Source organism: Citrobacter sp. MGH110, assembly GCF_001037515.1.
GTDB classification, from domain to species: domain Bacteria; phylum Pseudomonadota; class Gammaproteobacteria; order Enterobacterales; family Enterobacteriaceae; genus Citrobacter; species Citrobacter portucalensis.
This window is the reverse complement of the sequence record NZ_KQ089830.1, coordinates 3,444,820-3,458,368: the sequence shown is the minus strand read 5'-3', so window position 1 is coordinate 3,458,368 and position 13,549 is coordinate 3,444,820. Positions and strand designations below refer to the sequence as shown.

At 55.0% G+C, this 13,549-nt stretch carries 8 protein-coding genes; 6 read left to right on the top strand and 2 right to left on the bottom strand.

All coding sequences use genetic code 11. The annotated features are described in order from the left end of the window. Positions 1-257 precede the first annotated feature (257 nt). A complete protein-coding gene (locus SK38_RS16200; protein WP_003826501.1) occupies positions 258-695 on the bottom strand; it encodes an acetyltransferase in 438 nt (145 codons plus the stop codon). Positions 696-852: 157 nt separating this feature from the next. On the opposite strand from SK38_RS16200, the gene metA reads away from it, so the two are divergent. The 4 genes from metA to aceK all read left to right on the top strand — a co-directional run bounded on the left by metA (position 853) and on the right by aceK (position 6,872). Next, positions 853-1,782 carry a homoserine O-acetyltransferase MetA gene (gene metA, locus SK38_RS16195; protein WP_043018036.1) on the top strand — a complete coding sequence of 310 codons (930 nt, stop codon included), beginning with the start codon at positions 853-855 and terminating at the stop codon, positions 1,780-1,782. Between the two features lie 268 nt (positions 1,783-2,050). Continuing rightward, positions 2,051-3,652: a malate synthase A gene (aceB, locus tag SK38_RS16190; protein WP_048236380.1), complete on the top strand. Its 1,602-nt coding sequence runs from the start codon at positions 2,051-2,053 to the stop codon at positions 3,650-3,652. Between the two features lie 31 nt (positions 3,653-3,683). Then, the gene (aceA, locus tag SK38_RS16185; RefSeq protein WP_003826506.1) at positions 3,684-4,988 is read left to right on the top strand and encodes an isocitrate lyase; all 1,305 of its coding nucleotides are present in this window, start codon (positions 3,684-3,686) and stop codon (positions 4,986-4,988) included. A gap of 102 nt (positions 4,989-5,090) precedes the next feature. Then, positions 5,091-6,872 (top strand): bifunctional isocitrate dehydrogenase kinase/phosphatase, encoded by a 1,782-nt coding sequence (gene aceK / locus SK38_RS16180; protein ID WP_003826508.1) that lies wholly within the window; start codon positions 5,091-5,093, stop codon positions 6,870-6,872. An 86-nt stretch (positions 6,873-6,958) separates the two neighbouring features. On the opposite strand, the gene iclR is transcribed toward aceK, so the two are convergent. Beyond that, positions 6,959-7,783: a glyoxylate bypass operon transcriptional repressor IclR gene (gene iclR, locus SK38_RS16175; RefSeq protein WP_003826510.1), complete on the bottom strand. Its 825-nt coding sequence runs from the start codon at positions 7,781-7,783 to the stop codon at positions 6,959-6,961. 195 nt (positions 7,784-7,978) lie between these two features. Between iclR and metH the strand changes: the two genes are divergently transcribed. Next, positions 7,979-11,662, top strand: a complete 3,684-nt coding sequence (metH, locus tag SK38_RS16170; protein WP_048236378.1) for a methionine synthase — start codon at positions 7,979-7,981, stop codon at positions 11,660-11,662. Between the two features lie 220 nt (positions 11,663-11,882). Next, entirely contained in the window at positions 11,883-13,514 is a 1,632-nt protein-coding gene (locus tag SK38_RS16165) for a Na/Pi cotransporter family protein (protein ID WP_048236377.1), read from the top strand. Positions 13,515-13,549 lie beyond the last annotated feature (35 nt).

The window sequence follows — 13,549 nt, the reverse complement described above, 5'->3', positions numbered from 1 at the left end:
TGCATACTGCCGGATGCGGCGTGCTGCCTTATCCGGCCTACAGGGGCTGGGCTGAATGTATTTTGTAGGCCTGATAAGCGCAGCGCATCAGGCAACACGTCTGCATACTGCCGGATGCGGCGTATCGCCTTATCCGGCCTACAGAGGCAGAGCTGAATGTATTTTGTAGGCCTGATAAGCGCAGCGCATCAGGCAACACGTCTGCATACTGCCGGATGCGGCGTATCGCCTTATCCGGCCTACAAAAGCTAGTCCTGCTACCCGCGTACGAGGTTGAGTAACGGGTACGGTCGTCCGAGATCGTCCACCTCTGTACGTCCCGTCACGCTAAATCCCATCTTCTTATAGAATCCAACCGCCTGCTCATTCTGCTCGTTAACGTTGGTTGTTAGCGTTGAACTCATTGATAAAGCATGTTCAATCAGCAGTTTACCAACACCACTACCACGCACATCCGGATCGACAAACAAAGCATCAATATGCTGGTCGGTCAGGAGCATAAAAGCGACGGGCTCATCCTGTTCTGTCACTGCAACCCACAGAGGGGCTTCTGGTAAAAATGAACGTACCAGCTCCTCCAGCTCAATCCGATAATCCGCAGAGAGGAAATGGTGCGTGGCATCTACTGAGCGACACCAAATAGAAACTAACTTATCTCCTTCGTCCTGACGCGAACGACGAATGGTAAGGTTCATAGCATTCTCCTTTTTTCTTTACTGCACTATTCTACAGCAAGGAGCCGTGAAACTTTCTCAACTTGAGGATGCAAGCTCGACATTCGCATGATTCCTGGGTATCTTCAGCTATCTGGATGTCTAAACGTTTAAACGTATGTTATGAGGTTATCAGGTTATGCCAATTCGCGTGCAGGACGAGCTACCCGCCGTCAATTTTTTGCGTGAGGAAAACGTCTTCGTGATGACGACATCCCGCGCTTCCGGTCAGGAAATTCGTCCACTGAAGGTGCTCATCCTTAACCTGATGCCCAAGAAGATTGAAACGGAAAACCAGTTCCTGCGCTTACTGTCTAACTCACCGCTGCAGGTAGATGTTCAGCTATTGCGCATCGATGCCCGCGAGTCACGCAACACCCCAACGGAGCATCTGAATAACTTCTACTGTAATTTCGAGGATATCTGCGATCAGAACTTTGACGGATTGATCGTGACCGGCGCGCCGTTGGGCCTGGTTGAATTTAATGATGTGGCTTACTGGCCGCAGATTAAACAAGTGCTTGAATGGGCCAAAGATCACGTTACCTCGACGCTATTTGTCTGTTGGGCGGTGCAGGCCGCGTTGAATATCCTGTACGGAATTCCTAAGCAAACCCGCACGGATAAACTCTCAGGCGTCTATGAGCACCATATTCTGCACCCTCATGCGCTACTGACGCGTGGATTCGATGATGCGTTCCTGGCCCCGCATTCCCGCTATGCTGATTTCCCTGCAGCGCTTATCCGCGACTACACCGATCTCGAGATTTTTGCTGAAACCGAAGAGGGAGATGCTTACCTGTTTGCCAGCAAAGATAAACGTATTGCCTTCGTGACGGGTCATCCTGAGTATGACGATCACACACTCGGCAGCGAATATTTTCGTGACGTCGAAGCGGGCTTAACGCCGGAAGTTCCCTATAACTATTTCCCGAAAGATGACCCACAAAACAAACCGCGGGCAACCTGGCGTAGCCACGGCAATCTGTTGTTCACCAACTGGCTCAACTATTACGTCTACCAGATCACGCCATATGATCTGCGTCACATGAATCCAACGCTGGATTAATCTTCTGTAGCAGACGATCCTTAAGCGTTTCAGCATGTTGAATCAGGCACCTTCGGGTGCCTTTTTTATTTCCGAAACGCACCTCATCGTGTAATTAAATTTTATTTATATTGTTATCAATAGGTTAATTGATAATTAAATTAAAAATGGAAATTGTTTTTGATTTTGAAATTTAAATGAGTAGTCTTAGTTGTGCTGAACGAAAAGCGCACAACGATCCTTCGTTCGCATTGGGGATGTGTTTGGATCAATGACGAGGAACTACGCAATGAATCAACAGGCAACGACAACCGATGAACTGGTCTTCACCAGGCCGCGTGGCGAACAGGAACAGCAAATTCTGACCGCTGAAGCAGTGGAGTTTCTGACTGAACTGGTGACAAGATTTACGCCAAAGCGGAATAAACTTCTGGCTGCACGTATCCAGCAGCAGCAGGATATTGATGACGGTAAGTTGCTTGATTTTATTTCGGAAACAGCTTCCATTCGTGAAGGTAACTGGAAAATTCGCGGAATTCCTGATGATTTACTGGATCGCCGCGTAGAGATCACCGGACCCGTTGAGCGCAAGATGGTCATCAACGCGCTGAACGCGAACGTCAAAGTCTTTATGGCTGACTTCGAAGATTCACTGGCTCCTGAGTGGAGCAAAGTTATCGACGGGCAGATCAACCTGCGCGATGCGGTCAATGGCACCATTAGCTACACCAACGAAGCGGGTAAAATTTATCAGCTCAAGCCTAATCCGGCTCTGTTGGTATGTCGCGTTCGTGGTCTGCATCTGCCGGAAAAACACGTCACCTGGCGTGGCGAATCTATCCCGGGCAGCCTGTTCGACTTTGCCCTCTATTTCTTCCACAACTACAAAACGTTGCTGGCGAAAGGCAGCGGCCCTTATTTCTATCTGCCAAAAACGCAGGCCTGGCAAGAAGCGGCATGGTGGAGCGAAGTGTTCAGCTATGCAGAGGACCGCTTTAACCTGCCGCGCGGCACCATTAAAGCGACCCTGCTGATTGAAACGCTGCCTGCCGTCTTCCAGATGGACGAAATTCTGCACGCCCTGCGTGACCACATTGTGGGTCTGAACTGCGGTCGTTGGGACTACATTTTTAGCTATATCAAAACGCTGAAGAACCATCCGGATCGCGTGCTGCCGGACCGTCAGGTGGTGACGATGGATAAACCATTCCTCAGCGCCTATTCGCGTCTGCTGATTAAAACCTGTCATAAACGTGGCGCATTCGCGATGGGCGGCATGGCAGCGTTCATTCCCAGCAAAGATGCGGAACGTAACAACCAGGTTTTGACCAAGGTAAAAGCGGACAAAGCACTGGAAGCAAATAACGGTCATGACGGCACATGGATTGCCCATCCGGGACTGGCAGATACCGCCATGGCGGTGTTCAACGACGTACTCGGTGAAAACAAAAATCAGCTGTTCGTGACCCGTGAAGAAGATGCCCCGATTACCGCAGAGCAACTGCTGGCACCTTGTGAAGGTGAGCGTACTGAAGAAGGCATGCGCGCCAATATCCGTGTCGCGGTGCAGTACATCGAAGCGTGGATCTCCGGTAACGGCTGCGTACCGATTTACGGTCTGATGGAAGACGCGGCCACCGCCGAAATCTCCCGTACCTCCATCTGGCAGTGGATCCACCACGAGAAGACGCTCAGCAACGGCAAGCCGGTTACCAAACCGCTGTTCCGTCAGATGCTGGCCGAAGAGATGCTGGTGATTCAGGACGAGCTGGGCGAACACCGCTACAGCAGCGGGCGTTTTGACGATGCCGCGCGCCTGATGGAGCAAATCACTACCTCTGATGAACTGATCGATTTCTTGACCCTGCCAGGCTACCGCCTGCTGGCGTAATCCACCACATAACAATATGGAGCATCTGCACATGAAAACCCGTACTCAACAAATCGAAGAATTACAGAAAGAATGGACTCAACCGCGCTGGGAAGGCATCACCCGTCCATATAGCGCGGAGGAAGTGGTGAAATTACGTGGCTCGGTCAACCCGGAATGCACGTTGGCGCAGCTTGGCGCGGCTAAAATGTGGCGTCTGCTGCACGGCGAATCGAAGAAAGGTTATATCAACAGCCTCGGCGCGCTGACCGGCGGTCAGGCGCTGCAGCAGGCGAAAGCCGGTATTGAAGCGGTCTACCTTTCAGGCTGGCAGGTGGCGGCAGATGCCAACCTGGCATCCAGCATGTACCCGGACCAATCGCTGTATCCGGCGAACTCCGTCCCGGCGGTGGTTGATCGGATCAACAACACATTCCGTCGCGCCGATCAGATCCAATGGTCAACCGGTATTGAGCCGAACGATCCTCGCTATGTCGATTACTTCCTGCCGATCGTTGCCGATGCGGAAGCAGGGTTTGGCGGCGTACTGAACGCGTTTGAACTGATGAAATCGATGATTGAGGCTGGTGCAGCGGCCGTTCACTTCGAAGATCAGCTCGCATCGGTGAAAAAATGTGGTCACATGGGCGGCAAAGTGCTGGTTCCGACGCAGGAAGCTATCCAGAAACTGGTGGCCGCCCGTCTGGCAGCCGACGTCATGGGTGTGCCGACGCTGGTGATTGCACGTACCGATGCCGACGCAGCCGATCTGATTACGTCTGATTGCGACCCATACGACAGCGAGTTCATCACTGGCGAACGTACCAGCGAAGGGTTCTACCGTACGCATGCGGGTATTGAGCAGGCGATCAGCCGTGGTCTGGCCTACGCACCGTATGCGGATCTGGTGTGGTGTGAAACCTCCACGCCGGACCTTGAGCTGGCGAAGCGCTTTGCCGATGCGATCCATGCGAAATACCCTGGCAAACTGCTGGCTTACAACTGTTCGCCGTCGTTTAACTGGCAGAAAAACCTGGATGACAAAACTATCGCCAGCTTCCAGCAGCAGCTGTCGGATATGGGTTACAAATACCAGTTCATTACCCTGGCGGGTATCCACAGCATGTGGTTCAACATGTTCGACCTCGCGCACTCCTATGCGCAGGGTGAAGGCATGCGCCATTATGTTGAGAAGGTTCAGCAGCCAGAATTTGCGGCAGCTAAAGACGGTTACACCTTCGTCTCCCATCAGCAGGAAGTGGGCACAGGTTACTTCGACAAAGTCACCACCATCATTCAGGGCGGAGCTTCCTCGGTGACCGCGCTGACCGGCTCGACCGAAGAATCGCAGTTTTGATTAATGCCCGGTGGCGCTGCGCTTACCGGGCCTACGAAGGGATGTAGGCCGGATAAGCGAACGCGCCATCCGGCATGACGTTGTGCCGGATGGGAGACATTGATGACGCGTGGCCTGGAATTACTGATTGCTCAGACTATCTTGCAAGGTTTCGACGCCCAGTACGGGCGTTTTCTGGAAGTCACCTCCGGCGCGCAGCAGCGTTTTGAACATGCCGACTGGCATGCGGTTCAGCAGGCGATGAAAAGCCGTATTCACCTTTACGATCATCACGTAGGTCTGGTGGTGGAGCAGTTGCGCTGCATTACTGACGGCAAAAGTACCGACGCGGATTTTTTACTTCGCGTGAAAGAGCATTACACCCGGCTACTGCCGGATTACCCGCGCTTCGAGATTGCGGAGAGTTTCTTTAACTCCGTTTACTGTCGGTTATTTGACCACCGCTCGCTGACTCCCGAGCGGCTGTTTATTTTCAGTTCTCAGCCAGAGCGCCGTTTTCGCACGATCCCACGTCCGCTGGCGAAAGACTTTTTTCCGGATACCGGCTGGGAGTGGCTGCTGACGCGTGTCCTTAGCGATCTGCCCCTGCGTCTGCCGTGGCAGAACAAACATCGTGATATCCACTACATCATCGAACACCTGACCGAAACCCTGGGAGCGGATGTGTTGTCGGGCTGCCATTTACAGGTGGCGAACGAACTGTTTTATCGCAACAAGGCCGCCTGGCTGGTCGGTAAGCTGATTACTCCTTCGGGGACGCTACCGTTTTTACTGCCAATCCACCGGACTGATGAAGGCGAATTGTTTGTCGATACCTGTCTGACCACGACGGCGGAGGCGAGCATTGTGTTTGGCTTCGCCCGCTCCTATTTTATGGTTTACGCCCCTTTGCCCGCGGCGCTGGTGGAGTGGCTGCGCGAGATCCTGCCCGGTAAAACCACCGCCGAACTGTACATGGCGATTGGCTGTCAGAAACACGCGAAGACCGAAAGTTACCGCGAATATCTGCTCTATCTTGCCCATTGCGATGAGCAATTTATTGAAGCGCCAGGGATCCGCGGCATGGTGATGTTGGTGTTTACGCTGCCGGGTTTTGACCGGGTGTTTAAAATCATCAAAGACAAATTTGCCCCGCAAAAAGAGATGTCTGCCGCCCACGTCCGCGCCTGCTATCAACTGGTCAAAGAACACGATCGTGTTGGGCGGATGGCTGACACCCAGGAATTCGAGAATTTTGTGCTGGAGAAACGGCAAATCGATCCGGCGCTGATGGCGCTGTTATTGCAGGAAGCCCCGGAAAAAATTACCGATCTCGGCGATCAGATTGTCATTCGCCATCTGTATATTGAACGACGGATGGTACCGCTGAATATCTGGCTGGAGCAGGTCGAAGGTCAGCAACTGCGCGATGCCATTGAAGAGTATGGCAACGCCATTCGTCAGCTGGCCGCCGCCAATATTTTCCCCGGCGATATGCTATTTAAGAACTTCGGCGTGACCCGTCACGGGCGTGTGGTGTTCTACGATTACGATGAAATCTGCTACATGACGGAGGTGAATTTCCGCCATATCCCGCCGCCACGCTACCCGGAAGATGAGATGAGCGCTGAGCCGTGGTACAGCGTATCGCCGGGAGATGTCTTCCCGGAAGAATTTCGTCACTGGCTATGTGCCGACCCGCGTATAGGGCCGCTATTTGAAGAGATGCACGCTGACCTGTTCAGCGCTGACTACTGGCGCGGCCTACAGACGCGCATCAAAAACGGTCACGTGGAAGATGTTTACGCCTACCGGCGTCGGCAGCGGTTCAGCGTGCGTTATGAAACCGACCGTAGGCCGGATAAGGCACTTGCGCCGCCATCCGGCAATGTGCGCCGTGCCTGATGCGCTACGCTTATCAGGTCTACAAATCAGCCCTAACCTTGGATAGCAGGCCGGGTAAGGCGTAGCCGCCACCCGGCAACCCCATCCTAGCGAAATCCACCGTACGCCAGCGTCACTTCTTTCGCCGCTTTGATCGCCATGGCGCCAAACTCGGTCACGCGATCGTCGGTAATACGAGAAATGGGTCCGGAAATGGAAATCGCAGCGAACGGCTCGCGGTGCTCGTCATAAATGCACGACGCCACGCAGCGCAGACCCAGCGCATGTTCCTCATCATCAAAGGAATAGCCGCGCTTGCGCGTCTGGGCCAAATCCTCTTTCAGATGCACTGGCGACACCAGCGTGGCGTGTGTATAAGCATGCAGGCCTTTACGGTGCAGCAGGCCAGTCACTTGTTCTTCGCTCAGTTGGGATAAAAACGCCTTACCCGCACCGGAGGCGTGCATCGGCAGTTTGCCGCCGATAGGCGCGGACATGCGCATCAGTTGGGTGCACTGCACCTGGTCGATAATAATGGCCTGATGATCGCTTTGATCCAACACGGCCAAGTTTACCGTCTCACCGGAATCTTCCATCAGCTTGCGCAGGATCGGATGGACAATCGCCAGCAGATTACGGCTTTGCAAAAAGCTGCTGCCGACGATGAACGCATGCGCACCTACGGCCCAGTGGCCTAATTCACCCACCTGACGGACAAAACCCTGCTGCTGCATGGTGGTCAGCAAACGGTGAGTCGTGGAGTTTGGCAGGCCAGCCTGCTGCGCCAGCTCGGTCAACGCCACGCTGCCGTTGGATTCCGCAATCCACTCCAGCAGCTTCAGACCGCGGGTCAGAGACTGAACCTGCCCGGTTGCAGGCGCAGTAGCGGCGGCGGGTTTTCTACCGCGTTTCGCGGGGACAGTGGCTACCATGGCAGACTCCTTTTCTGTATCGTGGAAATCATTTTCGTTTTATTCAATTATAATGCAAGAATTCCTGTACTGATCGGATGAGTGAAGCTGAACATGTCTCATGTTGGCCGTTGTTCTCTTTTCCGCCTCTCAGGTTTGTGCCAGTATGACCTGTTGAGTTTTTTTCGGTCTGGTTGAGCGTTGTCGGGAGCGAGTGTGAGCAGCAAAGTAGAACAATTACGTCAGCAGTTAAATGAACGTATTCTGGTGCTGGACGGCGGTATGGGCACCATGATCCAGGGATATCGTCTGAGCGAAGAGGATTTCCGCGGCGAACGCTTTGCCGACTGGCCGTGCGATCTGAAAGGTAACAACGACTTGTTGGTGCTCAGCAAACCGGAGGTCATCGCCGCCATCCATAACGCCTACTTTGAGGCGGGCGCGGATATCATCGAAACCAACACCTTTAACTCGACGACTATCGCCATGGCGGATTACCAGATGGAATCCCTGTCGGCGGAAATCAACTTTGCGGCAGCCAAACTGGCGCGTGCGGCGGCTGACGAATGGACGTCGCGCACGCCGGAAAAACCGCGCTACGTCGCGGGCGTGCTCGGCCCAACGAACCGTACGGCGTCTATCTCGCCTGATGTTAACGACCCGGCTTACCGCAACATTACCTTTGATCAGCTGGTGGCCGCCTACCGTGAATCCACCAAAGCGCTGGTGGAAGGCGGCAGTGACCTGATCCTGATTGAAACCGTCTTCGATACTCTGAACGCCAAAGCCGCTATTTTCGCGGTTAAAACTGAATTCGAAGCGCTGGGCGTTGAGCTGCCGATTATGCTCTCCGGCACCATCACCGATGCTTCCGGGCGTACGCTCTCCGGCCAGACTACCGAAGCATTCTACAACTCCCTGCGCCACGCCGATGCGCTGACCTTCGGTCTGAACTGCGCGTTAGGCCCGGACGAATTGCGCCAGTACGTGCAGGAACTGTCGCGCATTGCTGAATGCTACGTCACCGCGCACCCGAACGCCGGTCTGCCGAACGCCTTTGGTGAATACGATCTCGACGCCGACACCATGGCGGCGCAGATTCGCGAGTGGGCTGAGGCCGGTTTCCTGAATATCGTCGGCGGCTGCTGCGGCACCACGCCGGAACATATCGCCGCCATGAGCCGCGCAGTGGATGGCTTACCGCCGCGCCGCTTGCCGGAAATCCCGGTTGCCTGCCGCCTTTCCGGCCTTGAGCCGCTGAACATCGGCGACGACAGCCTGTTTGTGAACGTTGGCGAGCGTACCAACGTCACCGGTTCTGCCAAGTTTAAACGCCTGATCAAAGAAGAGAAATACAGCGAAGCGCTGGACGTCGCCCGTCAGCAGGTGGAAAGCGGCGCGCAGATCATCGATATCAACATGGATGAGGGGATGCTCGACGCCGAAGCGGCAATGGTGCGTTTTCTCAACCTGATCGCCGGTGAGCCGGATATCGCCCGCGTGCCGATTATGATCGACTCCTCGAAATGGGACGTTATCGAGAAAGGGCTGAAGTGCATTCAGGGTAAAGGCATCGTTAACTCCATCTCGATGAAAGAGGGGGTTGAGACCTTTATCCATCACGCGAAGCTGCTGCGTCGCTACGGTGCCGCGGTGGTGGTGATGGCCTTTGACGAGCAAGGGCAGGCCGACACCCGCGCACGTAAAATTGAGATCTGCCGTCGGGCGTACAAAATTCTTACCGAAGAGGTGGGCTTCCCGCCGGAAGACATCATCTTCGACCCAAACATCTTTGCTGTCGCGACCGGTATTGATGAGCACAACAATTACGCGCAGGACTTTATCGGCGCGTGTGAAGACATCAAACGCGAGCTGCCGCACGCACTGATCTCCGGCGGCGTTTCTAACGTTTCATTCTCGTTCCGTGGCAACGACCCGGTACGTGAAGCCATTCACGCGGTATTCCTCTACTACGCCATTCGCAACGGCATGGACATGGGGATCGTCAACGCCGGACAGCTGGCTATTTACGACGACTTGCCCGCCGAGCTGCGCGATGCTGTTGAAGATGTGATCCTCAACCGTCGTGACGATGGCACCGAACGACTGCTGGAGCTGGCAGAGAAATATCGCGGCAGTAAAACCGACGACACGGCGAATGCCCAGATGGCGGAGTGGCGCACCTGGGACGTGAAAAAGCGCCTCGAATACTCGCTGGTGAAAGGCATTACCGAGTTTATTGAGCTGGATACCGAGGAAGCGCGCCAGCAGGCTGCGCGTCCGATCGAAGTTATTGAAGGACCGCTGATGGACGGCATGAACGTCGTTGGCGATCTGTTCGGCGAGGGCAAAATGTTCCTGCCGCAGGTGGTGAAATCCGCCCGCGTGATGAAGCAGGCGGTGGCGTACCTCGAACCGTACATTGAGGCCAGCAAAGAGAAAGGCTCCAGCAACGGCAAAATGGTCATCGCGACTGTGAAGGGCGATGTGCACGATATCGGCAAAAACATTGTCGGCGTGGTGCTGCAATGTAACAACTACGAAATCGTCGATCTTGGCGTGATGGTGCCCGCGGAGAAAATCCTCAGAACGGCGCGTGAAGTGAATGCCGATCTGATTGGCCTGTCTGGGCTGATTACCCCGTCGCTGGACGAAATGGTCAACGTGGCGAAAGAGATGGAGCGTCAGGGATTCACTATTCCGCTGCTGATTGGCGGCGCGACCACCTCAAAAGCGCACACGGCGGTGAAAATCGAGCAGAACTACAGCGGCCCGACGGTGTACGTGCAGAACGCCTCGCGTACCGTTGGCGTGGTGGCTGCGCTGCTCTCTGACACCCAGCGCGATGACTTTGTCGCCCGTACGCGTAAAGAGTACGAAACCGTGCGTATCCAGCATGCGCGTAAGAAACCGCGTACCCCGCCAGTAACGTTACAGGCTGCCCGCGACAACGATCTGGCCTTCGACTGGGAAAACTACACCCCGCCGGTGGCGCACCGTCTGGGCGTGCAGGAAGTGGAAGCCAGCATCGAAACTCTGCGCAATTACATCGACTGGACGCCGTTCTTTATGACCTGGTCGCTGGCCGGGAAATACCCGCGCATTCTCGAAGATGAGGTAGTAGGAGAAGAGGCGAAGCGCCTGTTCAAAGACGCTAACGACATGCTGGATAAACTCAGCGCCGAGAAGACCCTGAATCCGCGCGGCGTAGTGGGGTTATTCCCGGCAAACCGCGTGGGTGACGATATCGAGATCTACCGTGACGAGACGCGTACGCACGTTATCAACGTGAGTCATCATCTGCGCCAGCAGACGGAAAAAGTCGGTTTCGCCAACTACTGCCTGTCTGACTTTGTTGCGCCGAAACTGAGCGGCAAAGCGGATTACATCGGTGCTTTCGCGGTGACCGGGGGGCTGGAGGAAGATGCGCTGGCGGACGCCTTCGAAGCCCAGCACGACGACTACAACAAGATCATGGTGAAAGCGATCGCCGACCGTCTGGCGGAAGCGTTCGCAGAATATCTGCATGAGCGCGTGCGTAAAGTCTACTGGGGCTATGCGGCGAATGAGAACCTCAGTAACGAGGAGCTGATCCGCGAAAACTACCAGGGGATTCGCCCGGCACCAGGCTATCCGGCGTGCCCGGAACACACCGAAAAAGCCACCATCTGGGAACTGCTGGATGTGGAAGCGCACACCGGGATGAAGCTCACCGAATCCTTCGCCATGTGGCCAGGCGCGTCGGTTTCCGGCTGGTATTTCAGTCATCCGGACAGCAAGTACTACGCCGTGGCGCAAATCCAGCGCGATCAGGTTGAAGATTATGCCTTCCGTAAAGGGATGAGCGTGGCGGAAGTGGAGCGCTGGTTAGCGCCGAACCTCGGCTATGACGCCGACTGATTCACAAAACTGTCATCTTTCTTTACAACAAACAGGGCGCTCAATGAGTGCCCTGTCTCTTTATTACGTTTAAACCCTTATACTGAAAGGGGGCCGTTGCCGGATGGCGGCGTAAACGCCTTATCCGGCCTACATAGGGATGATTTGTAGGCCTGATAAGCGCAGCGCCATCAGGCAAATGAGCCTCAAAAAACCATAAAAATAAGGAGAACCTGATTCCGTGTTAACTCTGTTACACCTGCTTTCTGCTGTATCTATGCTGGTTTGGGGTACGCATATTGTGCGTACCGGCGTGATGCGCGTCTTCGGCGCCCGTTTGCGTACCGTGCTCAGCCGTAGTGTTGAAAAGAAGCCGCTCGCCTTTTGTGCGGGTATCGGCGTAACGGCGCTGGTGCAAAGCAGCAACGCCACCACCATGCTGGTGACCTCGTTTGTTGCACAAGATCTCGTGGCGCTTACCCCTGCGCTGGTCATAGTGCTGGGTGCCGACGTGGGGACCGCGCTGATGGCGCGTATCCTGACCTTCGATCTCTCCTGGCTGTCACCACTGCTGATTTTTATCGGCGTGATCTTCTTTCTCGGCCGTAAGCAGTCCCGCGTGGGGCAACTGGGGCGGGTCGGTATTGGGCTGGGGTTGATTTTGCTGGCGCTGGAGCTGATTGTGCAGGCGGTAACGCCGATCACCCAGGCTAATGGTGTACAGGTTATTTTTGCCTCGCTCACCGGCGATATTATGCTCGATGCGCTGATTGGCGCCATGTTTGCGATTATCAGTTACTCCAGCCTGGCGGCGGTGCTGCTGACGGCCACGCTGACCGCGGCAGGCATTATCTCGTTCCCGGTGGCGTTGTGTCTGGTGATTGGCGCCAACCTCGGGTCCGGCCTGCTGGCGATGTTGAATAACAGCGCCGCTAACGCCGCAGCACGCCGTGTGGCGCTCGGTAGCCTGCTATTTAAGCTGGTGGGGAGCCTGATTATCCTGCCGTTTGTTCATCCGCTGGCCAATCTGATGGATGAACTGCCGCTGCCGAAATCTGAACTGGTTATCTATTTCCACGTCTTCTACAACCTGGTGCGCTGCGTGGCGATGGTGCCGTTTGCCGAACCGATGGCGCGTTTTTGTAAGCGCATCATCCGCGATGAGCCGGAGCTGGATGCACATCTGAAACCCAAACATCTGGACGTCAGCGCGCTGGATACGCCGACGCTCGCGCTGGCCAATGCCGCCCGTGAAGCCCTGCGTATCGGCGACGCGATGGAGCAGATGATGGACGGGCTGAAGAAAGTAATGCACGGCGAGCCACGTGAAGAGAAAGAGCTGCGCAGGATGGCGGACGACATTAACGTGCTGTACACGGCAATTAAGCTCTATCTGGCGCGGATGCCAAAGGATGAGCTAGCTGAAGAGGAATCGCGCCGTTGGGCGGAGATTATCGAAATGTCGCTCAACCTTGAACAGGCTTCCGATATTGTCGAACGTATGGGCAGCGAGATAGCCGATAAGTCGCTGGCTGCTCGCCGGGCATTCTCTGTCGAAGGGCTGAAAGAACTGGATGCGCTCTACGATCAGTTGCTCAGCAATCTGCAACTGGCGATGTCGGTGTTCTTCTCAGGAGATGTGACCAGTGCCCGTCGTCTGCGCCGCAGCAAGCACCGCTTCCGTATTCTCAATCGTCGTTATTCGCATGCGCACGTTGACCGTTTGCATCAGCAGAATGTGCAGAGCATCGAAACCAGCTCCTTGCACCTGGCGCTGTTGGGCGATATGCAGCGTCTGAACTCGCTGTTTTGTTCCGTGGCTTACAGCGTGCTGGAACAGCCGGATGAAGACGATGGACGGGATGATTTTTGAGTGAGGTGAAGCAGTAGGCCGGATAAGGCGAAGCC

Excerpts from the sequence above, each read along its gene's own strand:
- iclR (WP_003826510.1), bottom strand. The coding sequence starts at position 7,783 with ATGGTAGCCACTGTCCCCGCGAAACGCGGTAGAAAACCCGCCGCCGCT.
- aceB (WP_048236380.1), top strand. The coding sequence starts at position 2,051 with ATGAATCAACAGGCAACGACAACCGATGAACTGGTCTTCACCAGGCCG.
- metA (WP_043018036.1), top strand. The coding sequence starts at position 853 with ATGCCAATTCGCGTGCAGGACGAGCTACCCGCCGTCAATTTTTTGCGT.
- aceK (WP_003826508.1), top strand. The coding sequence starts at position 5,091 with ATGACGCGTGGCCTGGAATTACTGATTGCTCAGACTATCTTGCAAGGT.
- aceA (WP_003826506.1), top strand. The coding sequence starts at position 3,684 with ATGAAAACCCGTACTCAACAAATCGAAGAATTACAGAAAGAATGGACT.
- SK38_RS16200 (WP_003826501.1), bottom strand. The coding sequence starts at position 695 with ATGAACCTTACCATTCGTCGTTCGCGTCAGGACGAAGGAGATAAGTTA.